At 71.1% G+C, this 25,707-nt stretch carries 18 protein-coding genes and 1 tRNA gene; 2 read left to right on the forward strand and 17 right to left on the reverse strand.

Annotated features, from left to right (window positions below; all coding sequences use genetic code 11):
- The first annotated feature begins 330 nt into the window (after nt 1-330).
- Nucleotides 331-2,055, forward strand: coding sequence for a lysyl oxidase family protein (locus tag ACIBBB_RS31190; RefSeq protein ID WP_398987919.1), 1,725 nt, complete (start codon nt 331-333; stop codon nt 2,053-2,055).
- Nucleotides 2,056-2,118: 63 nt separating this feature from the next.
- Here ACIBBB_RS31190 and ACIBBB_RS31195 read toward each other — a convergent pair whose 3' ends face one another.
- From ACIBBB_RS31195 to bldG, 14 genes are all read right to left on the reverse strand, one after another.
- On the reverse strand, nt 2,119-2,814 hold the full coding sequence (locus tag ACIBBB_RS31195) for a zinc-binding dehydrogenase (RefSeq protein WP_398987921.1): 696 nt from the start codon (nt 2,812-2,814) through the stop codon (nt 2,119-2,121).
- 181 nt (nt 2,815-2,995) lie between these two features.
- Nucleotides 2,996-3,682 (reverse strand): TetR/AcrR family transcriptional regulator, encoded by a 687-nt coding sequence (locus tag ACIBBB_RS31200; RefSeq protein WP_398987923.1) that lies wholly within the window; start codon nt 3,680-3,682, stop codon nt 2,996-2,998.
- An 82-nt stretch (nt 3,683-3,764) separates the two neighbouring features.
- Complete coding sequence (locus ACIBBB_RS31205; protein ID WP_398987925.1) at nt 3,765-4,199, reverse strand: hypothetical protein; 435 nt, start codon at nt 4,197-4,199, stop codon at nt 3,765-3,767.
- 867 nt (nt 4,200-5,066) lie between these two features.
- Nucleotides 5,067-5,140: transfer RNA gene (locus ACIBBB_RS31210), tRNA-Thr, on the reverse strand.
- A gap of 114 nt (nt 5,141-5,254) precedes the next feature.
- Complete coding sequence (locus ACIBBB_RS31215; protein ID WP_398987927.1) at nt 5,255-6,784, reverse strand: alpha/beta hydrolase; 1,530 nt, start codon at nt 6,782-6,784, stop codon at nt 5,255-5,257.
- 111 nt (nt 6,785-6,895) lie between these two features.
- Nucleotides 6,896-8,101: a DNA polymerase III subunit delta' gene (locus tag ACIBBB_RS31220; protein ID WP_398987929.1), complete on the reverse strand. Its 1,206-nt coding sequence runs from the start codon at nt 8,099-8,101 to the stop codon at nt 6,896-6,898.
- Nucleotides 8,102-8,308: 207 nt separating this feature from the next.
- Entirely contained in the window at nt 8,309-11,737 is a 3,429-nt protein-coding gene (tmk, locus tag ACIBBB_RS31225; protein ID WP_398987931.1) for a dTMP kinase, read from the reverse strand.
- A gap of 121 nt (nt 11,738-11,858) precedes the next feature.
- Nucleotides 11,859-14,753, reverse strand: coding sequence for a type I DNA topoisomerase (gene topA, locus ACIBBB_RS31230; protein WP_398987933.1), 2,895 nt, complete (start codon nt 14,751-14,753; stop codon nt 11,859-11,861).
- Nucleotides 14,754-15,157: 404 nt separating this feature from the next.
- Nucleotides 15,158-15,355: a hypothetical protein gene (locus ACIBBB_RS31235; protein WP_398987935.1), complete on the reverse strand. Its 198-nt coding sequence runs from the start codon at nt 15,353-15,355 to the stop codon at nt 15,158-15,160.
- 309 nt (nt 15,356-15,664) lie between these two features.
- The gene (locus ACIBBB_RS31240; protein WP_398987937.1) at nt 15,665-17,257 is read right to left on the reverse strand and encodes a methyltransferase; all 1,593 of its coding nucleotides are present in this window, start codon (nt 17,255-17,257) and stop codon (nt 15,665-15,667) included.
- 170 nt (nt 17,258-17,427) lie between these two features.
- Entirely contained in the window at nt 17,428-18,000 is a 573-nt protein-coding gene (locus ACIBBB_RS31245; RefSeq protein WP_398987939.1) for a small secreted protein, read from the reverse strand.
- A 238-nt stretch (nt 18,001-18,238) separates the two neighbouring features.
- Complete coding sequence (locus ACIBBB_RS31250) at nt 18,239-20,647, reverse strand: sodium-translocating pyrophosphatase (protein WP_398987941.1); 2,409 nt, start codon at nt 20,645-20,647, stop codon at nt 18,239-18,241.
- 305 nt (nt 20,648-20,952) lie between these two features.
- Complete coding sequence (locus ACIBBB_RS31255; RefSeq protein WP_398987943.1) at nt 20,953-21,417, reverse strand: ATP-binding protein; 465 nt, start codon at nt 21,415-21,417, stop codon at nt 20,953-20,955.
- A gap of 105 nt (nt 21,418-21,522) precedes the next feature.
- Nucleotides 21,523-21,876 (reverse strand): anti-sigma factor antagonist BldG, encoded by a 354-nt coding sequence (gene bldG / locus ACIBBB_RS31260; RefSeq protein ID WP_078075833.1) that lies wholly within the window; start codon nt 21,874-21,876, stop codon nt 21,523-21,525.
- A gap of 80 nt (nt 21,877-21,956) precedes the next feature.
- On the opposite strand from bldG, the gene ACIBBB_RS31265 reads away from it, so the two are divergent.
- On the forward strand, nt 21,957-24,485 hold the full coding sequence (locus ACIBBB_RS31265) for a DEAD/DEAH box helicase (RefSeq protein WP_398987945.1): 2,529 nt from the start codon (nt 21,957-21,959) through the stop codon (nt 24,483-24,485).
- A 194-nt stretch (nt 24,486-24,679) separates the two neighbouring features.
- Here the strand turns inward: ACIBBB_RS31265 and ACIBBB_RS31270 are convergent, their stop codons facing one another.
- Genes ACIBBB_RS31270 through ACIBBB_RS31280 form a run of 3 tightly spaced genes read right to left on the reverse strand, consistent with a single transcriptional unit; the run spans nt 24,680 to nt 25,654 of the window.
- Nucleotides 24,680-25,012, reverse strand: a complete 333-nt coding sequence (locus ACIBBB_RS31270; protein WP_398987947.1) for an Rv3654c family TadE-like protein — start codon at nt 25,010-25,012, stop codon at nt 24,680-24,682.
- A complete protein-coding gene (locus tag ACIBBB_RS31275; protein ID WP_398987949.1) occupies nt 25,009-25,413 on the reverse strand; it encodes a TadE family type IV pilus minor pilin in 405 nt (134 codons plus the stop codon). Before ACIBBB_RS31275 ends, ACIBBB_RS31270 begins: the two co-directional genes overlap by 4 nt.
- Entirely contained in the window at nt 25,400-25,654 is a 255-nt protein-coding gene (locus tag ACIBBB_RS31280) for a DUF4244 domain-containing protein (protein ID WP_398987951.1), read from the reverse strand. The genes ACIBBB_RS31275 and ACIBBB_RS31280 overlap by 14 nt, the downstream gene beginning before the upstream one ends.
- Nucleotides 25,655-25,707: the final 53 nt, after the last annotated feature.

The following is a 25,707-nucleotide window of genomic DNA, read 5'->3' on the forward strand; positions in this document are numbered from 1 at the left end:
GCGGGCGCGACCCGGAGCGGGCGCGACCGGAACCGGGCGCTGCACCACCCGAATCGCCGAGCCGTACTTCCTCGGAGTACCACGGCCGGAACGCACGCCGATCGAAAACGACCCAAAGAAGGCCGGATGCGGCACCTGACAGCGTCTTTCGGCCAACGATCCACGTCTCCCCGGTTCACAGACAACCCCGGGCCCCTTCCCTCGCCTCTCAAGGACGGGGAAGACAGTTCCGCGATCTGAGTCCGTACGTCGCGTTGGCTGTTCGTCCACCGTCCACGCAGGCATTCGGAAAGCATCCGGAAAGCTCGGAAACTCGGAGAACGAGGAACGATGACCAGAACGCACCAAGCCCGGCTCCGGCGTTCGGCGTTGGCCGCCGGCGCGGCGCTCGCCGTTACCGCCGGCGTCGTGGCCGCGGCGCCCGAGGTCGACTCGGCGCAGACCACGCCGAAGCTCAGCCTGATCGCCGCGACCAACTCGCTGACACTCGACTCGTGGAAGGAGGACCCGGGCGTCTACCTCGACCTCGGGACCTACCTCACGGCCGAGGGCGGGCCGTTCGAACTCAAGGTGACCCGCAAGTCGTACAAAGACCCGGTCGTCGCCGAGCAGATCATCCACAACGGCACCGAGACCACCACCAAGGCGCTTCCCGCGGACCTGGTGAAGGACTTCTCGGGGCTGCCGGACTTCGCCCAGATCACCATCACCGACACGAACCGCAAGGTCGTGCTCAACCGCTCCGAGAAGTACTGCCCGAACAACGCGGCAGGCCGGATCGACCCGGACGGACCCGCGAAGTCGAAGTACCCGGAGAGCTGCCCGGAGAACGCGTTCACCCTCGGTTCGGTGTGGGGCGTCGAGAAGGGCTGGGCGTCCAACACGTACGCCGGCTACTCCTCCGGACCGGTCGACCTCGCCGCCGGCAAGTACACCGCCAAGGTGACGGTGAACAAGCGCTACCGCGACCTCTTCGGCATCTCCAGCAAGCCGCAGCTGATCAACCTGACGGTGCGCGAGCGCAGTTGGGAGGACGAGTCGGGAGCCGGACTGCGCGGCAAGAAGGCGATGTCCGGCCACAGCGGCCACGACATGGCGGCCATGAAGGGCATGGCCGGGCACGGTTCGATGCGCCCCGAGGCCCCCGCCGCCCCGACGAGCGGCGCCGGCCCCTCGTACAACGTGGGCCACGGCCCGCTCATCCCGGCCCCGCCGGCCCTGCCGTGGGCGCTGAAGAAGGCCGCGCTCAAGACCGCGGTCGCGCCCGTCGGTGACGGCCCCGGCCGCACGGACGGCTCCCGCCAGGCGCCCGCCGTCAAGCCCAACGCCAAGCGCCCCGCCGGCAAGGCGTCGGTCCCCGACGTGCCGAAGCCCGACCTGCGTTCGCTGCCGGCCTACGGCATCCAGATCAGCGACGGCGACCAGGACGTCAAGGGCAAGGACTACCTCGCCTTCAGCGCCAACGTCTGGAACGCGGGCCCCGCGCAGCTCGTCGTGGACGGCTTCCGCAGCCCCGGCAAGGAGCTGATGGACGCCTACCAGTACTTCTACGACGCGGACGGCACGCAGGTCGGCTACACCCCGACCGGCACCATGGAGTGGGACCCGCGGCCGGGCCACGAGCACTGGCACTTCACCGACTTCGCCAGCTACCGGCTGCTGAAGGCGGACCAGAACGAGCAGGTGCGCAGCGGCAAGGAAGCGTTCTGCCTGGCCAACACCGACGCCGTCGACTACACGGTGAAGAACGCCAACTGGCACCCGGGCAACACCGACCTGTCCACCGCGTGCGGCCAGGAGAACTCGATCTCCGTCCGCGAGGTGCTGGACGTCGGCTCCGGCGACACGTACACGCAGGACCTGCCGGGCCAGTCCTTCGACATCACCAACCTGCCGAACGGCACCTACTACATCCAGGTGCTCGCCAACCCCGAGAACCGTCTCAAGGAGACGAGCCTCGACAACAACAGCGCGCTGCGCAAGGTCGTCCTGGGCGGCAAGCCGGGCGCGCGTACGGTGAAGGTGCCGGCGCACGACCTGGTCGACGCCAACTGACCTTCGGTACCGCTTGATTGAACCGCCGGCCCCCGGGGACCTGTCCCGGGGGCCGGTGCCGTATCAGGGTCGGAGCAGGTCGAGGACGGCCTTCCCGTGGAGGCGGCGATCGAGAAGGGCCCCGACCGCCTCCGGTGCCTTGTCCCAGCCGCCGCGCCAGGAGACCTGCGCGTCGAGTTCGCCGGCGGCGACCTTGGCCGCGAGCAGACCGAGGTCCGGCCCGAGGTCCGGGCAGTCCAGCAGGAAGAAGGTGACGAGTGAGCGGTCGTGCCGTCCGTCGTGGCCGAAGAGCGCGCCGTACGGGAAGTTCTCACCCTGGTCGGCCGTGACATGCCCGACCGAGACCAGGGTCCCGCCGGCCGTCAACCGCTCGAAGGCGCACACGAGTTGGTCGCCGCCGACAAGATCGACCACTCCGTCGACGGGCGCGCCGAGCCCGGCCGGCCCCGCGACCACCTCGTGCGCGCCGAGCGCCCGCAGGCTCTCCCCGTGTGCGTCCGGGTCGCCGGTGGAGGCGATGACATGGGCGCCGCCGAGCCGGGCGAGCTGTACGGCGTACCGCCCGGTGCCACCCGTCGCGGCGGTGACCAGGATCCGCTTGCCGAGGAGCGGCCCGATCCGCGCCAGCGCGCGCAGGGCGCTGCCGCCAGCCACGGGGATGGTGCTGATGGCCCCGAGGTCGGCGCCGGCCGGGACCGTACCGACCCGGCGGATCTCCGCCCCCGGCTGGCGGTCGACATGGTCGTCGCCGCGTTCCACTGCGCCCTGACGACGTGGGCGTCCACACCCACGGACTCCCTGTCCGCCCACACCCGCCGGGCCTTCACGGCCCTGGCGGCGGCGGCGACTTTCCCGGCGACGCCTCGTCACGACAGCTGAGCCGGGGCTGAATTCGCCCCCGGGCGGCGGCATTCACCGTCTCCGGCCGTTGAGGCCGCCGTCAGAGACCGACGGTGTCCGCGAGGCCGTCGGTGTGGGCGCGGAGGAACTTCTCGGGATCGGTCACCGTATCCGCCGCGTAATGGCCGAAGGTGTCGAACAGGATGGCGCCGATGACCGCGGACCACAGCCCGTAGACCCGGCAGACATTGCCCACCGGCATCTCGAAGCCGAACAACCCCCGCAACCGCTCCATATCGGCGCGGACGGCCGGATCGACCGGAGCCTCCACAGTTCTCAACTCGCCCGCCCGCCAGGCACCCTCGACCACCCCGGCGAGTGCGAGGGCAAGGCGCGTACCCGGCCCCACGGTCTGATCGCCGGGCGCCGCGTAGCCGGGCACCGGAGTGCCGTAGAGCATGGCGAACCTGGACGGCTCCCGAACGGCCCAGGCCCGCGCCGCGAGTACGCCCGCCGCCAGCCGCTCACGGTGCGACAGGCTCGACGCGGCGGCGAGGACCGCGTCGACCTCGTCGGCGAGTTCGTCGTACGCGTCGACGATCAGCAGCGTGATGAGCGCTTCGCGGTCCTTGACGTAGCGGTAGAGACCCGACGGCACGACACCGATGTCCCGGGCCACGGCCCGCAGGGACAGGTCGGCAGGCAGCACGGTCGCCAGGTGCTCACGCCCCACCCGCACGATGTCGCGCATCATCCGCTCGCGCGCCGCCTGCCGTGAAGTGACCATGGAATCCACCCTATTAAGTCAACGGTGTTCTCGCTCGTACGTCGGGGTCGGGGGACCGCCCCGACCAGCTCACGGCTAGGGCTCAAAGCGCCTTGTCCGTCACGTCGGTGCGCTGAAGGACCCGCCACGACTCCCACCCACGGCAGACGATGTACGCGAAGATCGTCAACGACGCGACCGTGGTGTCGGTGATCGAGGACTGCATCCCCTCGGTGGTGTCCAGGACGGTGAAGGCGAGCACGGTCGCCGCGACCTTGTGGAAGATCACCATCTCCCATATCGCGGGCACCTGCCGCGGCCGGCAGGCGAGCATCGCCCACATCGCGCTGAACACGAGATACCCGAAGGTCCGCCACCCTTCGACCATCATCCGGTCGTCGCTCGCGTCCGCCATCAGGAAGAACCCGTTGATGAACACGGCGAAGGTGACGGCGGAGTTGAGCCCCATCAGGCTGCGCCCGATGAGATCCCAACGGCCGGAGGGGGTGCTGTGGGCGGTGGCGACTGCTGTGGTCATGACGGGGCTTCCTTCTGACGAGAGGGAAGAGCGAGAACACCGTTCTCTATCGAGGAAGGCAACGCCCCGCCCCGGCAGCAGAATCAAGAACACTGTTCTCGCTAACGCCTTCCGCACTCGCCCCGCGCGAGGTCGGAGACGCGGGGCAAACGGCACGATCGTCCGGAACTCACCTATTCCGCTGGTGGTCGACCGAGCGCCACCCTCCGCCGCTCTCCAACCGGCCCTGGGTGTCGTCGATCAGGTCACTCCGCCCGGGTGATGCCGTCATGTGTGAAGTACCAGCCTCACGAATGGGACGGTGACCTATTCCGTGCGGGGCAAGGAGTTTCGCCTCGGTCACGAAGGACGGCACAGTGCGGTTGAGGCTACCCGGCGCGGGAACTGATGACGCCCTGGCCGCCGCCTACCCGAACGCCGAACGACTCATCCACGCCGGCAGGACGACCGGTGTCGAAGCGCCCTTGGCCGACATCGGCGGCCGGCACCTGTGGTCCCTGGTGATGACCGCGTGGAAGGACCGCGCACCAAGGCAGTTGGCCGCGGCACTGACCGCCCTCGTGGAATCCCCCACACCACCGGGAAGCGATCCACCGGCCGGCATCGGCAAGGCGACGACCCGCGCCTTGGCCACTGCCGGACTGACCACACTCGACGCCATCGCGACGCCCACCAGGGCCGACTTCCTCGCGCTGCACGGCGTCGGGCCAAAGGCCGTACGCATCCTCACGGACACCCTTGCGGAGAAAGGCATGTCGCTACGCCGACCGCCACCTACGGGCATGAGGCCATCGCGCACGCCCCCAACCGACCCCGGAAAAAGCGAAAGCCCCAGATCACGGCGAGTGAGTTCTGGGGCCTTCACAGAGCCGCCTTCGGGATTCGAACCCGAGACCTACGCATTACGAGTGCGTTGCTCTGGCCAACTGAGCTAAGGCGGCAAGCTGCGGAATTGGCTGTCCGCGCACGGTCAGGTTCGCATCAGCAGCGGCCGTAAGTCTACAGGGTTCTTGGGGGTGCCCCGGACCAGGTCTTGGGTGGGGAGGGGGGTGTGGTCAGCACTTCTTGCCGCTCTTCGGCGGGGTGCCTTCGATGAGGTAGGTGTTGATCGCCGTGTCCACGCAGTCGCTGCCGCGGCCGTACGCCGTGTGGCCGTCGCCGTTGTACGTCAGCAGGACGCCGGAGGAGAGCTGCTCGGCCAGGGACCGGGCCCACTTGTACGGGGTCGCCGGGTCGCGGGTGGTGCCGACCACGAGGATCGGTGGGGCGCCCTTCGCCTCGATGCGGTGGGGGGCGCCCGTCGCCATGGTCGGCCAGTACGCGCAGTTCAGGGACGCCCAGGCGAGGCCCGTACCGAAGACCGGGGAGGCCTCCTTGAAGGAGGGCACCGCCGCCTCGACCTCGGTGGGTTTCTTGAAGGCCGGCGGGAGGTCCAGGCAGTTCACGGCGGCGTTGGCGAACATCAGATTCGTGTAGGAGCCGTCGCCCTCGCGTTCGTAGTAGCTGTCGGCCAGGGCGAGGAGCCCGGAGCCGTCGTCGTCGTCCATCGCGCTGCTGAGGGATTCGCGGAGGCCGGGCCAGGCGGACTCGTCGTACATGGCGTTGATCACGCCCGTCGTGGCCAGGGACTCGCCGAGTTTGCGGGGCTCGCCGGTCGGGATCGGCTTCGTGTCGAGGGCCTTGAAGAAGGCCGTCAGGCGGCGGCCCGCCTCCTCCGGCGACCCGGTGCCCAGGGGGCAGTCCGGTTGCTTGGCGCAGTCCTCGGCGAATGCCTGGAAGGCGGTCTCGAAGCCCGCCGTCTGGTCGCGGTTCAGTTCCTCCGCGGGCAGCGACGGGTCCATCGCGCCGTCGAGGACGAGGCGGCCGACGCGCCGGGGGAAGAGCTCGGCGTACGTGGCGCCGAGGAAGGTGCCGTACGACGCCCCGACATATGTCAGCTTCTCGTCGCGCAGGACGGCCCGGAAGACGTCCATGTCGCGGGCGGCCTCGACGGTGGAGACGTGCGGCAGCAACTCGGCCGACTGCTTCTCGCAGGACTCGGCGAGCTTCTTGAAGGAGTCGGCCAGAAGGCCCCGCTCGGCCGTGTCGTCGGGTGTCTGGTCGACCTGGGTGTAGGCGTCCATCTGTTTGCCGGTGAGGCATTCGACCGGCGCGCTGCGGGCGACGCCGCGGGGGTCCATGGCCACCATGTCGTAGCGGGCGCGGACCGGGGCCGGGTAGCCGATGCCCGCGTACCCCTGGAGGTAGTCGATGGCCGAGCCCCCGGGGCCGCCCGGGTTCACCTGGAGGGAGCCGAGGTGCTTGCCGGGCCCGGTGGCCTTCTTGCGGGCGATGGCGAGTTTGATCTCGGTGCCGTTCGGCCGGTCGTAGTCCAGTGGCACCCTCATCGAGGCGCACTGGAACCCCGGAACGCCGCACCCACGCCAGTCGATCTTCTGCCCGTAGTACTTCTTCAGCGCGGTCGGAGCCCCCGACACCGGCGACGCCTCGCCCGACGACGAGTCGTCGGACGTGCAGCCGGAAAGGAGCAGACCGGCCGCGGCGAGCCCGGCGGCGGAGAGACGGAGGAGGCGGCTGAAGTCCATTCGTGGAGCCTAGCCGTCACGGGGTGGGTGTCACTTTCCCCGTCCGTACGAGTGGCTCCTCCGAACGGGACGGCGTACGGGCCACACCCGGAAGGCCGACGCGGGCCCGGCTCAGCCCGCCCGCAGCGACACCGTCATCGCCTCCACCGCCAGCAGCGGCGCCACATTGCGGTCGAGCGCCTGGCGGCAGGCCACGATCGCCTCTATCCGGCGCAGCGTCGCCTCCGGCGTCGACGCTCTCGCGATCCGGTCGAGCGCGTCCCGTACGTCCTCGTTGGCCAGCCCGATCCGCGAGCCGAACTGGATCGCCAGAACGTCCCGGTAGAAGCCCGTCAGGTCGGTGAGCGCCAGGTCGAGACTGTCGCGCTGGGTGCGGGTGGAACGGCGCTTCTGCCGGTCCGCCAGCTCCTTCATGACGCCCGCCGTACCGCGCGGCATCCGGCCGCCCGGCGCGGCCCCGAGCGCGGCCTTCATGTCCTCGGTCTCCTTGACGTCCACGCCCTCGGCGACCTCCTTGGAGTCCTCCCCCGCCGCGTCGATGAGTTCCTGGGCGGCCCGGAGGCAGCCGCCGATGTCCTCGACGCGCAGCGGGACCTTGAGGACCGTGGCCCGGCGGGCACGGGCCCGTTCGTCCGTGGCGAGCCGTCGGGCGCGGCCGATGTGCCCCTGCGTGGCGCGCGCGGCGGCAGCGGCTGCTTCCGGCTCAATGCCGTCGCGCCTCATCAGGACGTCGGCGACGGCGTCCACCGGTGGCGTACGGAGCGTGAGATGGCGGCAGCGGGAGCGGATCGTGGGCAGCACGTCCTCCAGGGAAGGGGCGCAGAGCAGCCAGACCGTGCGGGGCGCGGGCTCCTCGACGGCCTTCAGGAGCACGTTGCCCGCGCCCTCGGTGAGACGGTCCGCGTCTTCGAGGACGATGACCTGCCACCGGCCGACGGCCGGGGAGAGCTGGGCCCGGCGGACCAGCTCCCTGGTCTCCTTGACGCCGATGGAGAGCAGGTCGGTGCGGATCACCTCGACGTCGGCGTGCGTACCGATCAGGCTCGTGTGGCAGCCGTCGCAGAACCCGCAGCCGGGCACGCCGCCCAGCGCGCGGTCCGGGCTGGTGCACTGGAGGGCGGCGGCGAAGGCCCGGGCCGCGGTGGAGCGGCCGGAGCCCGGCGGGCCGGTGAACAGCCACGCGTGCGTCATCTTCGTCGCCTCGGGCGGTGGCGTGCCCGAGGCTTCGGCGGTGACCCGGGCGTCCGCGTCACGGGCGGCGGCGGTGAGCGTCCCGGCGACGCGGTCCTGGCCGATCAGGTCGTCCCATACGGTCATGCGCCGTCACCGCCTTCGAGTCGCGCGCTACGGCATCCGGACCGGGATCGGGACCGGATGCCGACTTTCGAGATCCATTGTGGGGGCAGGGTCTGACAATCCCGTCCCACCAGGGCGGAGGCCGACATTCCGGCCCCCAGCCCCCGGCCCCCAGCACCGCACCCCGGAGGACCCCAAGCCCCAGTCGCGGGCCCTCAGGCCCGGCGCTCAGCGACCACCCCGGCCGCGACCGCCGCGCGCCCCGCCGACGTCGTCGTCATCGTCACGCGGGCCGAGCAGTTCGTCAGCGAGCGTCGGAAGATCGTCCAGCGGAGTCTCCTCCGCCCAGTCCGAACGCCGCCGTGCCGGCCGCTCCGGATCGAACTGCGGCAGTTCGCGTGTCTGGTCGTTCCCCGCCGGAGGCGGCGCGGACTGCGCCGACGGCGCGGGCGCCGACCCCTGGGCGTCGTCCCGGAAGTAGCCGGGCGGCACCCGGTCGGCCGGATGAGCGTCCTGTACGGGCGGCAGTACGGCCGTCTCGTCGACCGCCCGGTCCACCGCCCCCGACGCCCCGGACTTCGAACCCGACGAGCCAGAGCCCGAGCCCGAAGACCCGCCGGACCCCGGCCGACCCGGCTCCTCCCCCGGATCCGGAACCTTCGGGATCACCCGCGTCTCGTCGTTGCCCGCACCCGAGCCTCCCGAGTCACCCGAACCGCCCGAGTCACCCGATCCGGCCCCGCCCGACGGCGTCGGCACCTCCTGCGTCGCGTCGTCCGGGGTGACCACCCGCTTCTCCCCCGGCGCACCCGCGGGCGGCTCCGGCACGACCGGCGTCGGCACCGTCAACTCGTTGTCCGACTCGGGACGTTCGGCCCCCGCGGCCCCCACGTCCCCAGCAGTCCCTGCGGACTCCGCAGACTCCGCGGCCTGCGCCGCGGCCGTCGCCTCCGCCAGCCGGCGCGCCTCCTCGGCCCGCAGCAGCGCCTCCTCAGCCTTGCGCTGCTTCTCGCGCCGCCGCTCCTCCGCCTCGGCCCTGAGCCGGCTCTCCTCCTCGGCGAGCCGCCGCAGCCGCTCCTGCTCCGCGCGCCGCGTGGCGTCCTCCGCCTCGCGCCGTACCCGCTCCTCCTCGGCCAGCCTGCGCGCCTCCTCGGCCCGCTCCCTGGCCTCCATCGCCTGCCGGTCGGCCTCGCGCTGCCGCGCCTCCTCCAGCTCGCGGCGCTTGCGCTCCTCCTCCTCGGCCCGGAGCTTGGCGAGCTGCGCCTGCCGCTCGCGCTCCTGGCGCTCCTCCTCGGCCTTGCGCGCCGCCTCTTCCTCGGCCCGCCGCCGCGCTTCCTCGGCGGCGGCCTTCCGCGCGTCCTCCTGCGCCTTCACCTCTGCGGCCGACAGCGGCAGCATCTGGTCGAGCCGGTGCCTCACGACCGTGGTGACGGCCTCGGGCTCCTGCGCCCCGTCCACGACCAGATACCGGCCGGGGTCCGACGCGGCGAGCGTGAGGAAGCCGTCCCGTACCCGCTGATGGAACTCGGCCGGCTCGGACTCCAGCCGGTCCGGCGCCTCCGTGAAGCGCTCGCGCGCCGCCTCGGGCGAGACGTCGAGCAGCACCGTCAGATTCGGTACGAGACCGTCCGTGGCCCAGCGCGAGATACGGGCGATCTCGGTCGGCGCCAGATCGCGCCCCGCGCCCTGGTAGGCCACGGACGAGTCGATGTAGCGGTCGGAGATGACGATCGCGCCGCGCTCCAGGGCGGGGCGTACGACCGAGTCGACGTGCTCCGCGCGGTCGGCGGCGTACAGCAGCGCCTCCGCGCGGTGCGACAGACCGGCGCTCGACACGTCCAGCAGGATCGAGCGGAGCCGCTTGCCGACCGCCGTCGCACCCGGCTCGCGCGTCACGACGACCTCGTGGCCCTTGGCGCGGATCCACTCGGCCAGCGCCTCGACCTGGGTCGACTTCCCGGCGCCGTCGCCGCCTTCTATGGCGATGAAGAAACCGTTCGCGGCCAGGGCCTGCGCCGGGTCGGCCCCGCCCCGCAGCGCGTCACGCAGATCCCGCCGCAGCGGTACGCCCGACCGGTCGTCGGTCTTGGCGAGTACGACGGCGGCCACGGGCAGCAGCAGCGCGCCGACCAGCATCAGTGTGAAGGCCGCGCCGCCGTGCGCGAAGACGAAGTCGCCGGAGGCCAGCCGGTGCGGTCCGATCGCGGCGGCGAGTACGGGGGCCACCACGGCGCCGAGCGCCACGTAGACACGAACGACGGCCTGGAGATGGTCGGTGTGCCGGCCACGCCGGTACTCCTCGGTCTCCTGGTCGATCAGCCCGTGGCCGGTGCCGGCCGCGACACCTGCGGACACACCGGCGAGCAGCGCGACGAACAGCACGGTCGCCGTGTCCGGTACGAGTCCCGTGACCAGCAGGGCGACACCGGTGAAGGCGATCGCCAGCGCGAACAGCCGCCGGCGGGACAGTCCCGGCAGCACCTTCCCGGCGCCGCGGACACCCACTCCCACGCCGCCGGTCAGTGCGAGGATCAGGAGGGCGAAGGCGACGGGCCCGCCGCCCAGGTCCTTCGCGTGCAGTACGGAGACGGCGGCGGCGGACGCGATGGCGCCGGCCACGGCCGCGCCGGCGAAGACGAGCAGCGGCACCGCGCCCGTACGGCCCTTGTCCGGACCGGTTCCGGTCGTCGGACGGCGCAGGCCTTCGAGCGGCGAGCGCGGGCGCGGGGTGGGGCCGCCGGGCAGCTCCAGCATGAACAGGGTCGAGACGGACGCGGCGAACAGTCCGGCCGCGACGTACGAGCCGAGGGCCGCCTGGTGCAGCGAGAACCACTCGACGCCCGTGCCGATCAGGTTGCCGATCAGTGTGACGACGAGCAGGACGGCGGCGGCCACGGGGATCGCGACGAAGCTCGTGCGCAGCGAGAGACGACGCAGCGCGTCGAGGTGGTCGGGCATCGGGCGTACAGCGGCGCTTTCCGGCGGCGCCGCGGGGAGCAGGGCGGGCGCCGCGCTCTCCTTGGCCACCGTCCAGAAGCGCTCGGCCACGCCGGCGACGAAGACCGTACTGAGAAGGATCGGCAGGGCGTTCTCGGGGCTCCAGTCGAGCCAGAGCGGCGCGACGATGAGCAGGGCGAGGCGTACGCCGTCGGCCACGATCATCGTCCAGCGACGGTCCAGCGGACCGCCCTTGGTACCGCTGTCGGCCTCGCTCCTGGCGCCGCTCGCTGCGTCGGCCCCGGCATCCGCGGGGGTGCCGGGCGCCCCGCCCTTGGCTGCCCGGCCCTTGGACGCCCGCGCTCCGGACGCCCGCGTCCCGGTTCCGGGCGCGGTGAGGGCGGCGAGCGGCCCGAGGAGTACGGCTCCGAAGAGCACTGTGGCAAGGATCCGGGAACCGAACACCGCTGCGACGGCGAACGCCACCCCCCGGTATCCCGCCCCGAACGAGCCCTCGGCGACCGCCGCCTGCAACGACAGCAGCAGAAGCACGAGAAGGGCGAGTGCATCGCCGATGCCGCCAACGAGCTGTGCGCCCCACAACCGCCGCAGCGGAGGGAATCGCAACAAAGCTCGTACGGCACGCTCTCGTGAGTCTGCGGCAAGTGCGTCGGAGTCGGAGGTGGGGCTCACGACCGTTGGCTGCTCGGCTCGCGTCATCCGCCCAGCCTATCCGGAGCCCGCCCGTGCTCGGAGGCCCGCCCGAACAAACGGCCACCGCACGGGCCTCCGGGCGATCCCCGTGGAGGCTCCGTGCGGTGGTCACACCGTTCTACGTGCCCTACTCGTCGCTGCCGGCGTCCGAGTTGGTGCTCGTGTCCGTTCCCGTACGGGACGACGCCGTCGACTTCTTCGCGGCCGTCGACTTCGTGGCGGTCTTCTTGGCGGCCGTCGTCGTCTTCTTGGCCGCGGTCTTCTTCGCCGTCGTCGTCGTCTTCTTGGCAGGAGCCTTCTTGGCGGTGGCCTTCTTCGCCGGGGCCTTCTTCGCCGTCTTCTTCTTGGCGGGTCCCTTGGCGCGCTTCTCGGCGAGCAGCTCGTAACCGCGCTCCGGCGTAATCTCCTCGACGCTGTCGTCCGTCCGCAGCGTCGCGTTCGTCTCGCCGTCGGTGACGTACGCCCCGAAGCGGCCGTCCTTCACGACGACCGGGCTCCCGCTCACCGGGTCCGTCCCGAGTTCCTTCAAAGGAGGCTTCGCCGCCGCCCGGCCCCGCTGCTTCGGCTGGGCGTAAATCGCCAGAGCCTCGTCCAGCGTGATATCGAAGAGCTGGTCCTCGCTGGTCAGCGAGCGCGAGTCGGTGCCCTTCTTGAGATACGGGCCGTAACGGCCGTTCTGCGCGGTGATCTCGACGCCCTCGGCGTCCGTACCGACCACTCGCGGCAGCGACATCAGCTTGAGCGCGTCCGCCAGCGTCACCGTGTCCAGCGACATCGACTTGAACAGCGAGGCGGTGCGCGGCTTGACGGCGTTCTTCCCGGTCTTCGGGGTGCCGTCGGGCAGAACCTCGGTCACGTACGGGCCGTAACGCCCGTCCCTGGCAACGATCTGATGCCCGCTCTGCGGGTCCACACCGAGCTCGAAATCGCCGCTCGGCTTGGCCAGCAGCTCCTCCGCGTACTCGACGGTCAGCTCGTCGGGCGCCAGATCCTCGGGCACATCGGCCCGCTGGTGGCCCTCCGCGTCCTTCTCGCCGCGCTCGACGTACGGCCCGTAGCGGCCGACGCGCAGCATGATGCCGTCGCCGATCGGGAAGGACGAGATCTCGCGGGCGTCGATGGCGCCGAGGTCCGTGACGAGCTCCTTGAGCCCGCCCAGGTGGTCCCCGTCCCCGTTGCCCGCCACGGCGGCGCTCGCGGTGGCAGCCGCGCCGTCCGAGCCGTCACCGGTACCGAAGTAGAACCGCTTGAGCCACGGCACGGACTGCGCCTCCCCCCGCGCGATGCGGTCGAGGTCGTCCTCCATCCGTGCGGTGAAGTCGTAGTCGACGAGCCGGCCGAAGTGCGTCTCCAGCAGATTCACCACGGCGAAGGAGAGGAACGACGGGACCAGCGCCGTGCCCTTCTTGAAGACGTAGCCGCGGTCGAGGATCGTGCCGATGATCGACGCGTACGTCGACGGGCGACCGATCTCGCGCTCTTCCAACTCCTTGACCAGCGACGCTTCGGTGTAGCGGGCCGGCGGCTTGGTGGCGTGGCCGTCGACGGTGATCTCTTCCACGGAGAGCGCGTCGCCCTCGGCGACCTGCGGCAGCCGGCGCTCACGGTCGTCGAGTTCGGCGTTCGGGTCGTCGGCGCCTTCTACATAGGCCTTCATGAAGCCGTGGAAGGTGATCGTCTTGCCGGACGCCGAGAACTCGGCGTCCCGGCCGTCGCTCGACATTCCCGCGATCTTGACGGTGACGCTGTTGCCGACCGCGTCCTTCATCTGGGAGGCGACGGTCCGCTTCCAGATCAGCTCGTAGAGCCGGAACTGATCGCCGGTCAGACCGGTCTCGGCGGGCGTACGGAAGCGGTCCCCGGAGGGGCGGATCGCCTCGTGCGCCTCCTGCGCGTTCTTGACCTTGCCGGCGTACGTACGCGGCTTGTCGGGCAGATAGCTCGCCCCGTACAACTGCGTGACCTGCGCCCGCGCCGCCGAGACGGCGGTGGCGGACAGGGTCGTGGAGTCCGTACGCATATAGGTGATGAAGCCGTTCTCGTACAGCTTCTGCGCGACCTGCATCGTCGACTTCGCCCCGAAGCCCAGCTTGCGCGAGGCCTCCTGCTGAAGCGTCGTCGTACGGAAGGGGGCGTACGGGGAGCGGCGGTACGGCTTCGACTCGACGGAGCGGACGGCGAACGAGGCGTCCTGGAGGGCGGTGGCCAGCGCGTGCGCGTCGGTCTCGTCGAGATGCAGCACCTGGTCGGACTTGAGCTGCCCGTCCGAGCCGAAGTCGCGGCCCTGGGCGACACGGCGGCCGTCGACGGCCGACAGGCGTGCGTTCAGTACGGAGGGGTCCGAGGCGTCGCCGGTACGGCCGGTGCCGAAGGTGCCCGTCAGGTCCCAGTACTCGGCGGAGCGGAAGGCGATGCGCTCGCGTTCGCGCTCGACGACGAGCCGGGTGGCGACGGACTGGACACGGCCGGCGGACAGGCCGCGCATGACCTTCTTCCACAGGACCGGCGACACCTCGTAGCCGTAGAGCCGGTCGAGGATCCGGCGCGTCTCCTGCGCGTCCACCATCAGCTTGTTGAGCTGGCGGGGGTTGGCGACGGCGGCCCTGATCGCTTCCTTGGTGATCTCGTGGAAGACCATCCGGTGGACCGGGACCTTGGGCTTGAGGACTTCCTGGAGATGCCACGCGATGGCTTCGCCCTCGCGGTCCTCATCGGTGGCGAGGAAGAGTTCGTCGGAGTCGGCCAGCAGCTCCTTGAGCTTTCTGACCTGGGACTTCTTGTCGGCGTTGACGACGTAGATCGGCTGGAAGTCGTGTTCGACGTCCACACCGAGGCGGCGCACCTCGCCGGTGTACTTCTCGGGCACCTCGGCGGCGCCGTTCGGGAGGTCGCGGATGTGCCCCACGCTCGCCTCGACGACATATCCCGGGCCGAGGTAGCCCTTGATTGTCTTCGCCTTGGCAGGCGACTCGACAATGACGAGTCGGCGGCCGGCGTGTCCGGTCTCGCTGGTCGGGGACAACTTCGCTCTTCTCTCCGGTCGGCACTCGATGGCCCGTACAGCCTGACGCGGTACGGCAGTGCGGCAGCGCGGGGCAGGACATGCCCCGCTATGACGCTGCTTCGCTGCGGAGTGTGACGGTACAACCCGCCCCCGTGTCAAACGGCGAAAGACCGCAACGGCCACTCGAACGGTAACCCGAGTCCACACGTTTCTGCCGCCCGGACCCAGGTGCCCACCGTGCCGGACAGCCCGTGAGCTCCGTACGGAGCGGGTCGGCGGCGGGTCGGCGGAAGCGCTTCGCCGCAGGTCCCGGGGGTCGGTGGTGGGCATACCCCGGGCGGGATCCCGGCATGATCGGGCGCCGTACGACCGGTCGGGCGCGCCGGTCCCAAAGGCGCCGGGCCGTCCCTCAGGGGCAGGGATCAGATCCGGCCGAAGCACCAGACGCCGAGGGCCAGGAACGACGCGCCCGTGAGCGTCGCCAGGGTGATGGAAGTCGCAGGGCTGACACCGTGCGCCACGGGGGCGCGGTGCAGCACGCGCGCTCCTGTCCACAGCAGCAGCGCCGCTCCGAACAGCGCGAACGCCGCCCCCGCGAAGATCGCCGGCCCGCTCTCCATGCCCGTACCCCGTTCGATTCCCGGAACCGCGCGGCTCCGCAGGCCGAGGCTGGCACCTCGGAGCGTCATTGGCGCGAATTCCGCGTGAACGGCGCGGGGGTTCACCCGCGCGGCGTCCGCCGGGTGCCGGTACGCGGGCGGCGCCCCGCGCGCGACGTACGAGGCGGGCTCCGGCACCCGCCATCTGCGGCCGTACGGTCTCCGTCGCGGGGGCCACCGGAAATACGCCAGAGGCAAAGGCGGCGGGGTGTCTCGTCGGCCGGGCTCGGGCCGCGCGCATCCAGTCCCGTCTGTGAGGCGCCCGGCCCGTCAGGCCGCGGACGCCGCCACCGGCAGCAGGAAGCCCTCCTCCACCAGCGACCGGATCGCCTGCGGCGTCCGGTCGCGCAGCAGCACCGGGTCCTCCCCCATGAGCTGGGCGATCGCGTCCAGGATCCGTCCGGCGCTCAGCGAGCCGTCGCAGACCCCGGTGAAGCCCGCGGCGACCGTGTCCACCTTCGTCGCCCGCCGCATGCCGCGGTTCTGGCGCAGCACCACATGCTCGGGGTCCTCCGCGCCGGGCAGCCCGACCTGCTCCTGGACGACCTCGGGGGCGAGCGCGAAATGAGCGGTGAGCAACGCGGCGTCGTCGTGCGTGCGCAGATAGTCCTGCCGCTCGAAGTGGGCCAGGACGGTCTCGCCGAGCGGCTGCTCGACCGGGTGCGGCCACTCCTCCACGACCACCGACGGCAGCTCGTAACCCGACTTCCTGAGGGTGATCCAGCCGAAGCCGACAGCCTTGGTCTTCCGCGCCTCGAACTCGTCCAGCCACGCCTCGTACCGCGACTCGTACGCCTCCGGGTCCTCCCGGTGGTCGCCGCTGTCGCGCAGCCACAGCTCCGCGTACTGCGTCACGTCCTGCACCTCACGCTGCACGATCCAGGCGTCGCAGCCGCGCGGCACCCAGGACCGGAGCCGGTCCTGCCACTCCTCGCCCTCCACGTGCTGCCAGTTGGCGAGGAAGTGCGCGTACCCCCCGTCGGCGAGGCGGTCGCCCGTCTCCTGGACGAGCGTCCGGCACAGGTCGTCGCCGCCCATGCCGCCGTCGCGGTAGGTGAGCCGGGCGCCGGGCGAGATCACGAACGGTGGGTTCGACACGATCAGGTCGTACGTCTCGCCGTCGACCGGCTCGAACAGCGACCCCTCACGCAGATCGGCGGCGGGCGCCCCGGACAGGGCGAGGGTCAGCCGGGCGAACTCCAGCGCACGCGGGTTGAGGTCGGTGGCGGTGACCGCGGTGGCGTGCCGCGCCGCGTGAAGTGCCTGGATGCCGGATCCGGTGCCGACGTCCAGGGCCCTGGCGACCGGTCTACGGACGGTGAGTCCGGCGAGGGTCGTGGACGCCCCGCCGACGCCGAGGACCACGCCCTCGCCGTGGCCGGTGGCCCCGGAGGCGCCGCCGACCGAGCAGCCGAGGTCGGAGACGATGAACCAGTCCTCTCCTTCCGGGCCGCCGTACGGGCGCACGTCCACGATGGCCCTGACGAACACGTCGTCTTCGTCGCTGCCGGTACCGCCTTCCGTGGAGGCCGCCGTGCCGGCCGTCGCTCCAGCCGCCGCGCCGCCGTCCGCTCCGCTGTTCTCCACGACCCAGCCGTCGGCCAGGCACTCCGCCAGCGGGAGCGCCGCGCGGGCTCGCCCGGCCGGGACCGCCCGCTGGAGCAGGAAGAGTCTGACGAGCGTTTCGAGCGGGCTGTCGCCACGGGTGGCCCGCAGGGCGGGCACGGTCTCGCTGCGGGCCAGCGCGGCGTACGCGGGCGCGCCGAGCAGGTCCAGCAGGCCGTCGACGGTGAAGTCGGCGGCGAGCAGGGCCTCGCGCAGTCGGGGCGAGTTGTCGGGCGCGGGAAGGCTGGGCGTACTCACCTCTCCATTGTGGCGGCTGCCACTGACAAACGCCTGCGGCCCGGTCCCCGGGATGGGGTGCCGGGCCGCGGGATTCGCGTCCGAGAGCGGTACTGCGAGGCCTACGTACTACGGGGCGTTCTTCTGACCGCTGGGCGTTCTCCTGACGAATCGGCAGAAGGCCGGGCGCCTCAGGAGGACTGGCCGGCGGACGCCGACGTCTTCGGCCGCTGGCAGCCGGGCTGCTTGGCCATCGCCGCCCCGACATCACCGGACTGAAGCTTCCGCAGCGCCTCGTCACCGCTCTTGCTGAGCTTGTCGAGTTCGTCGGCGACGCCCTTGAGGCCGTCCGCGAATTTCGCCTGATCCTTGATGTCGAGGTCGTCGACCTTGGTCTTGAGCCCCGCGTACGCCGTGGAGGTGGCGTTGAGCTCGCTGACCGCCTCCTTCTGGGTCGTCTCGCCGTCGTCGACGGGCGGGGCGCCCGCCGAGTTCACGGCCGCGCCCAGCGCCTTGTAGGCGTCCGAGATGGACTGGAAGGCGGCCGCGTCGGTCTTCTGGACGTCGGCGGGCGTGCTGCTGTCCGAGGTCGCCTGCTGGATCGAGGCGTTGGCGTTGGCGATCTTCGTCAGCTGCGGCTGGACCTGGTCGCAGACCTTCTTGGCCCAGTCGTTCACCTTGCTGCCACTGTCGTCACTGCACCCCGACAGCGCCATGAGCAGTACCGAACCGCCGGACAGCGCGGCTGCGAGCTTCTTGTTCACCGGATTGGGTCCCTTCCAAGGCTCTCGGCCCCGGAACATACACGCCAAGTGCACGACTACCGCACGCCGAGTGTCCGATGAATCAGCTATTGCGGATATTTGCACCAAGGGAGAGACCGCTCACGCCACCGCCCCGCGGATCACGGAAAACGGGCGGGCGACGCGTCAAGACGCGCCGCCCGCCCACCAGTTGAGCTCCACCCCGCCGCAATCGTGACGAGGCGATTACCCACCGTGCCTACGAAGCCACCGCCGGATCCGGCGACTTGGTCGTCCCGTCCCCGGCCCCGCCTCCGCCGTCGCCCCCGTCGTCGACGGTCACCGAGCGCCGCTTGGAGACGTACACCGCTCCGACGATGACGGCGATCGACAGGACCGCGACCACCGCGCGTACTCCGGCGTTGGCGTCGTCCCCGTAGCTGAACTGCACCACCGCCGGAGCGATCAGCAGCGCCACCAGGTTCATGACCTTCAGCAGCGGGTTTATCGCCGGTCCCGCCGTGTCCTTGAACGGGTCGCCGACCGTGTCGCCGATCACGGTCGCGGCGTGGGCGTCGCTGCCCTTGCCGCCGTGGTGGCCGTCCTCGACGAGTTTCTTGGCGTTGTCCCACGCCCCGCCGGAGTTGGCGAGGAAGACGGCCATCAGCGTGCCGGTACCGATCGCGCCGGCCAGGAACGAGCCCAGCGCGCCGACGCCGAGCGAGAACCCGACCGCGATCGGGGTGAGCACGGCCAGCAGACCTGGCGTCGCCAGCTCCCGCAACGCGTCCTTCGTACAGATGTCGACGACGCGCCCGTACTCCGGCTTCTCCGTGTAGTCCATGATCCCGGGGTGCTCGCGGAACTGCCGCCGCACCTCGTAGACCACCGAACCCGCCGACCGCGACACGGCGTTGATCGCGAGCCCCGAGAAGAGGAACACGACCGCGGCGCCGAGGATCAGTCCAACCAGGTTGTTGGGCTGGGAGATGTCGAGACTCAGGCTCATCTCGTCGGCCTTCGCCCCCACGTCCGACACCGCTGTGGCGATGGCGTCGCGGTACGAGCCGAAGAGCGCCGCCGCCGCCAGTACGGCGGTCGCGATGGCGATGCCCTTGGTGATGGCCTTCGTGGTGTTTCCCACGGCGTCGAGGTCGGTGAGCACCTGCGCGCCCGCGCCCTCGACGTCCCCGGACATCTCGGCGATGCCCTGAGCGTTGTCGGAGACGGGGCCGAACGTGTCCATGGCGACGATGACGCCGACGGTGGTGAGCAGACCCGTACCGGCCAGCGCCACCGCGAAGAGCGCGAGCATTATCGACGTACCACCGAGCAGGAATGCCCCGTACACACCGAGACCGATCAGCAGCGCGGTGTAGACGGCGGACTCCAGACCTATGGCCACACCGGCCAGGACGACGGTCGCCGGCCCGGTGAGCGCCGATTTGCCGATGTCGCGCACCGGGCGCCGGTTGGTCTCGGTGAAATAGCCGGTGAGCTGCTGGATCAGCGCCGCGAGGACGATGCCGATGGCGACGGCGACCAGTGCGAACGTCCTCGGGTCACCGGAGTGCGAGGTGATCTCCTCGGCCGTCACACCGTCCAACTCCGCGTACGTGGACGGCAGATACGTGTACGCCGCCACGGCCACCAGGACCAGCGAGATCACCGCGGAGATGAAGAAGCCGCGGTTGATCGCGGTCATCCCGCTGCGGTCGGAGGCCCGCGGCGCGACCGCGAAGATGCCGATCATCGCCGTGATGACTCCGATCGCGGGGACTATCAGCGGAAAGCCGAGCCCGAAGTTGCCGAACGCGGCGGTGCCGAGGATGAGCGCGGCGACGAGCGTCACGGCGTAGGACTCGAAGAGGTCGGCCGCCATACCGGCGCAGTCGCCCACGTTGTCCCCGACGTTGTCGGCGATGGTCGCCGCGTTGCGCGGGTCGTCCTCCGGGATGCCCTGCTCGACCTTGCCGACGAGGTCGGCGCCGACGTCGGCGGCCTTGGTGAAGATGCCGCCACCGACACGCATGAACATCGCGATCAGCGCGGCGCCGAGACCGAAGCCCTCCAGCACCTTGGGCGCGTCCTCGGCGTAGACGAGGACCACGCAGGAGGCGCCCAGCAGGCCGAGGCCCACGGTGACCATGCCGACCACGCCACCGGTACGGAATGCGATCTTCATTGCTTTGTGCGCGACAGCGGTCAGATCCTTTTCCGGTTCTCCCTCCGCCGGGGTAGCCTCTCGCGCGGCCGCGGCGACGCGCACATTGCTGCGTACGGCGAGGCGCATGCCGAAGTATCCGGTGGCCGCCGAGAAAAGCGCACCCACCAGGAAGAACAGTGAACGTCCCGCGCGTTCCGACCAGCCGTCGGCCGGCAGCAACAACAGCAGGAAGAACACCACCACGGCGAAAACGCCGAGGGTGCGCAGCTGCCGTGCCAGATAGGCATTCGCGCCTTCCTGTACAGCGGCCGCGATCTCCTTCATGGAATCGGTGCCCTCGTCGGCCGCCAGCACCTGACGGACCAGCCGCTGGGCGACGAGCAGCGCCGCCAGCGCGATGACCGCGATGACGATCACGATCAGTCTGTTGCCGTCCGTGAGTATCGCGGCAGCGAGAGAAGTGGGGTGCTCGGACAGTTGTTGATCGATGTGCCCCGCCATTCGTCCTCCTTGACGCTCAGCGCTCAAGATGGACGGATTGTAGGGAGCGGAAGCTGATCAAAACAGAGTGCGCCCCGTGTAATTGACCTTGACTTACGGTGTCGCAAATGATCGGGCCTTGAAACGCGCTCCGAAATGCGTAATGGGATGAGCGCATTGATTCGTGATCAATTTCCCCGGTGAAATAGAAAAGGCCCTGCTCAGCAGGGCCTCAAAGAAATTGGATCACGCTCGCGCGGCCGCTCCGACGGCGAGCCGCCCCGGACGGGCAGGCCGCCCGCCCCGGAGCGTACGCACACGCGTATTCAGGGGAGCGCGACCGCCGAGGCGGTCGGCCAGCTCATCCGGATGACGCCGCCGTGGTCGTCGGAGGTCACTTCCACGTCGTCGACGAGACCGCTGATGACCGCGAGGCCCATCTCGTCCTCGCCGTCGCCGCTGTCCGTCTCGTAGAGGTCGCCCGCGAGGACGGACCTGCGGGAGACCGGCACGTTCTCGGCCGCCGCCGCGGTGCCCGGGGCGGGCACCCCGTCACCGACCTCGATGGAGAAAACCTTCTCCTCCTCGTTCAGCACCACCCGCACGGGCGCGGTGATGCCGTGGGTGCGGTGCAGATTGACCGCGCGGCTGCACGCCTCACCGACAGCGAGCCTGACCTCGTCCAACACTGCTTCGTCGACACCGGCCCGGCGCGCCACGGCAGCCGCCACCAGACGGGCCGTCCTGACGTGCTCGGGCTGGGCGCTGAAGCGGAGTTCAACGGTGGCCATGCGATCCCCCTCAGACGTACGAGCGTGCGAAAACTGGGGCTCGGGCGCCCCGGGCTGAAACGCCCGGTGCCCCCTGCCCTTCCTTCCGAAAGCCTCCGGCCGGCCTCAGTCGGTGGCGGCGACGGCCTCTTCGACCGTGGTGTGAATGGGGAACACCTTGGTCAGGCCAGTGATCCGGAAGATCTTGAGAATGCGCTCCTGGTTGCAGACCAGACGCAGCGAGCCCTCGTGGGCACGCACACGCTTGAGTCCACCCACGAGCACGCCGAGACCGGTCGAGTCGAGGAAGTCCACACCCTCCATGTCGACGACCAGGTGGTAACTGCCGTCGTTCACCAACTCGACCAACTGCTCGCGCAGCTTGGGCGCGGTATACACATCAATCTCGCCACCGACCTCGACGACCGTACGGTCGCCACCGGGGCCGGACACATTGCGAGTCGACAGGGACAGGTCCACGGATCCTCCAGCACCTTGCAATCGAGCGGTCGCCCCTCGGGTCTCTCCCGACGGAGCCAGGGGGCGTATCGCCAGCCGCGATGGCATTCAATCACTTACCGGCATCCATGCACGACGCCTTAGGACCATTGTCCGCCACGCCAGTGACACACTCGGTGCCGATGGCCACGAATCACGGTCCTGGCAGGCCGCCTGAGAGCGGGGACTCCCGCCCTTCCCCCAGTACGGTCCTGGACCGGCTCACCGCGGGGCCGGGCCGGGCTGCGCGCATCACCCATACGGAGCACTTGCCCCCGCGTGCGGGTCGCCATGCCGTCTGGCCCGACCGCATCCGGCCAGAAGTGATCAACGCCATTGAGCTGGCCGGGGTGGACCATCCGTGGGCCCACCAGGCCACGGCCGCCGAGCACGCCCTGGACGGCGAATCCGTCGTGATCGCCACCGGCACGGCGTCCGGCAAGTCCCTCGCCTACCTCGCGCCGGTGCTCACCGCGCTCCTGGACGGCTCCGAGGCACCGAACGGCCGGGGCACGACCGCCCTGTACCTCTCCCCGACGAAGGCGCTCGCGGCCGACCAGCGGCGCGCCGTGAAGGCGCTCGCCGCACCGCTCGGCAACGGCGTGCGCCCCGCCGTGTACGACGGCGACACGCCCGTCGAGGAGCGCGAATGGGTGCGCCAGTACGCCAACTACGTGCTCACCAACCCCGACATGCTGCACCGCGGGATCCTCCCGGCCCACCCCCGCTGGTCCTCCTTCCTGCGTGCCCTGCGCTACGTCGTCATCGACGAGTGCCACACCTACCGCGGCGTCTTCGGCTCCCACGTCGCCCAGGTCCTGCGCCGGCTGCGGCGGGTCTGCGCCCGGTACGGCTCCGAACCCGTCTTCCTGCTCGCCTCGGCCACCGCCGCCGAGCCCGCGCGGGCCGCCGGGCGGCTCACCGGCCTGCCCGTCCACGAGGTGTCCGACGACGCCTCGCCTCGCGGCGAGGCCGTCTTCGCGCTCTGGGAGCCGCCTCTCACCGAATTCCACGGCGAGAAGGGCGCGCCTGTCCGTCGCACCGCCACGGCGGAGACGGCCGACATCCTGACCGACCTGACCCTTCAGGGCGTCCGTTCGGTCGCTTTCGTACGCTCCCGGCGTGGCGCCGAACTGGTCTCCGTCATCGCCCAGGAACGCCTCGCCGAGGTCGACCCCTCCCTCGTGAAACGCGTCGCGGCCTACCGGGGCGGCTACCTCGCCGAGGAGCGCCGCGCGCTGGAACGCGCCCTGCACTCCGGCGAGCTTCTCGGCCTCGCCGCCACCACGGCCCTGGAGCTGGGCATCGACGTCTCCGGGCTCGACGCCGTGGTCATCGCCGGCTATCCGGGCACCCGCGCCTCCCTGTGGCAGCAGGCGGGCCGAGCCGGGCGTGCCGGGCGGGGCGCGCTGGCCATCCTGGTCGCCAGGGACGATCCGCTGGACACGTTCCTCGTCCACCACCCCGAGGCGCTGTTCCAGCAGCCCGTCGAGTCGACCGTGCTCGACCCGGACAACCCGTACGTCCTCGCCCCCCATCTGTGCGCGGCCGCGGCCGAACTGCCGCTCACCGAAGCCGATCTGGAACTCTTCGGCCCTGCCGTGCCCGAGCTGCTGCCGCAGCTCGTCGAAGCCGGTCTGCTGCGGCGGCGCACCACCGGCTGGTACTGGACGCGCCGCGAGCGGGCCGCCGATCTCGCGGACATCCGGGGTGAGGGCGGCCGGCCCGTCCAGATCGTCGAGGCGGGCACGGGCAGGCTGCTGGGCACCGTCGACGAACCGGCCTCCCACACCGCCGTGCACGACGGCGCGGTCCATCTCCACCAGGGGCGTACCTATCTGGTGAAGCGGCTGGATCTGGCGGACTCGGTCGCGCTCGTCGAGGAGGCCAGTCCGCCGTACTCCACGACCGCGCGCGACACCACCGCCATCTCCGTCCTCGAAACCGACACCGAGATCCCCTGGGGCGGCGGGCGCCTCTGTTACGGCTCCGTCGAGGTCACCAACCAGGTCGTCTCCTTCCTCCGCCGCCGGCTCATCACCGGCGAGGTCCTGGGCGAGAGCAAGCTCGATCTGCCTCCCCGCACCCTGCGCACCCGGGCCGTCTGGTGGACGGTCACCGAGGACCAACTCGACGCCGCCCGGGTGAACCCCGAGCAGTTGGGCGGCGCCCTGCACGCCGCCGAGCACGCGTCCATCGGGATGCTCCCGCTGTTCGCGACCTGCGACCGCCGGGACATCGGCGGCGTGTCCGTACCGCTCCACCCGGACACGCTGCTGCCGACTGTCTTCGTGTACGACGGCCACCCGGGTGGCGCGGGCTTCGCGGAACGCGCCTTCCACACGGCGCGCGAGTGGCTCACCGCCACCCGCGAGGCGATCGCCTCGTGCGAGTGCGAGGCGGGCTGCCCGTCGTGCATCCAGTCTCCGAAGTGCGGCAACGGCAACGAGCCCCTGCACAAACGCGCGGCGGTACGGCTCCTGGGCGAACTCCTGCGATCGGCGCCACCGTCGATGTCGGCGGGTACGCCGGACCCGGCGGACCTGCCGGGGCCGCGGACGGCCGAGACCGGAGCCGAGGTCACGGGCTAGGCCGTGTCTGACAAATCCCGCCTGGCGCGCGACGCCCGGCACGCACGCTCGCCGTGTTGTCGGACTCATCCACGTACGTCCAGTACGAGAACGATCCTCCGCCCTGCGGGCGGACGGCGCTATGTCTCAGACACGGCCTAGCCTTTCGGATCCGGCTGTCCGGCGCGCCGGCCCTGGGGCGGGCGCAGGCGCCGTCAGCGCGTCCGGTGGCCCGCGCGGGACCTGACCGTTGGGCTGTACGGGCCGAAGGCGGCCCGCGCGGTCACGTCGGCGATCTCACCGGCGACCGCGCACCGCACCACCTCCGCGCCCTGCGCCCCTGCCACCTCGGCCGCCCGCGCGCAGGCCGCCTCCGTTCCCCTCAGCGCGTGCCCGGCCGCCGCCAGCGCCGCCAGATCGGCTGCCGAGCCCGCGCGGTGCCTGGCCACGACCGCCTGCCCCATGGCGAGGATCACCGCGAACACCGCACACAGCGCGGTCGCGGCCATGGCGGCCCACACCGTCGCCGACCCCCGATCCCGGCTCATGGCACCGCTCCGCCCGGCGCGGCGTCCTCGGCCGGTGCCACCGCTTCGGCGGCGAGCGTCAGCGCGATGCCGTGCGGTCCCGGGGTCGGGGCCTCCACCCGGACCCGCCACAGGTCGTCCGACCGCCCCAGCGTGACCTGGGCACCCTCCGGGGCGGCCGAGCGCGCGGCTTCCACCGCCGCCGCCCGGGGCTCGGACCGGGCGGCCGCCCGAGCCCCCGCCCTGGCGGCGTCCACGCACTGGATCTGCGCGGCGGCGGCCGTCAAAGCCCACAGCAGCGCCGCGACGAACACCACCAGCGCCGGTACCGCCACGGCCGCCTCCGCCGTCACCGACCCCCGGTCGCCGTACCCCCAAGGCGTCCGGGAGGCACCGACCGTCCCGCTCTCAGAACTTCGCATCGAGGGCATTCCCGATGACCGATTCCAGGGCGCCGGCGACGGGCCCACTCGTGACCACCTTGTAGAGCACCGCGGCGAAGCCGCACGCGGCGAGAGTCCCCATCGCGTATTCGGCACTCGCCATCCCCGAGTCCGTCCGCACGCCGACCCGGACCCTGCTCCGGCGCAGTCGGCTCACCCTGCTCGCCGCCTCCACCACACGCCACGCCTGCCGTCCCGACAGCCCCACCCGCATCTTCATGTCAACCTCCCGTTGGATCAGCTGGATCAGCACAGTCGAAGTAGTTCGCAGCA

The sequence above is a fragment of the Streptomyces sp. NPDC051217 genome, from assembly GCF_044455465.1.
GTDB lineage: Bacteria > Actinomycetota > Actinomycetes > Streptomycetales > Streptomycetaceae > Streptomyces.

Coding starts and splice junctions, on each gene's coding strand:
- ACIBBB_RS31280 (WP_398987951.1), bottom strand. CDS start 25,654: ATGAAGATGCGGGTGGGGCTGTCGGGACGGCAGGCGTGGCGTGTGGTG.
- ACIBBB_RS31270 (WP_398987947.1), bottom strand. CDS start 25,012: ATGAGCCGGGATCGGGGGTCGGCGACGGTGTGGGCCGCCATGGCCGCG.
- ACIBBB_RS31235 (WP_398987935.1), bottom strand. CDS start 15,355: ATGGAGAGCGGGCCGGCGATCTTCGCGGGGGCGGCGTTCGCGCTGTTC.
- ACIBBB_RS31250 (WP_398987941.1), bottom strand. CDS start 20,647: ATGGCGGGGCACATCGATCAACAACTGTCCGAGCACCCCACTTCTCTC.
- ACIBBB_RS31255 (WP_398987943.1), bottom strand. CDS start 21,417: ATGGCCACCGTTGAACTCCGCTTCAGCGCCCAGCCCGAGCACGTCAGG.
- ACIBBB_RS31190 (WP_398987919.1), top strand. CDS start 331: ATGACCAGAACGCACCAAGCCCGGCTCCGGCGTTCGGCGTTGGCCGCC.
- ACIBBB_RS31215 (WP_398987927.1), bottom strand. CDS start 6,784: ATGGACTTCAGCCGCCTCCTCCGTCTCTCCGCCGCCGGGCTCGCCGCG.
- tmk (WP_398987931.1), bottom strand. CDS start 11,737: ATGACGCGAGCCGAGCAGCCAACGGTCGTGAGCCCCACCTCCGACTCC.
- ACIBBB_RS31265 (WP_398987945.1), top strand. CDS start 21,957: ATGGCATTCAATCACTTACCGGCATCCATGCACGACGCCTTAGGACCA.
- ACIBBB_RS31205 (WP_398987925.1), bottom strand. CDS start 4,199: ATGACCACAGCAGTCGCCACCGCCCACAGCACCCCCTCCGGCCGTTGG.
- ACIBBB_RS31275 (WP_398987949.1), bottom strand. CDS start 25,413: ATGCGAAGTTCTGAGAGCGGGACGGTCGGTGCCTCCCGGACGCCTTGG.
- ACIBBB_RS31200 (WP_398987923.1), bottom strand. CDS start 3,682: ATGGTCACTTCACGGCAGGCGGCGCGCGAGCGGATGATGCGCGACATC.
- ACIBBB_RS31220 (WP_398987929.1), bottom strand. CDS start 8,101: ATGACCGTATGGGACGACCTGATCGGCCAGGACCGCGTCGCCGGGACG.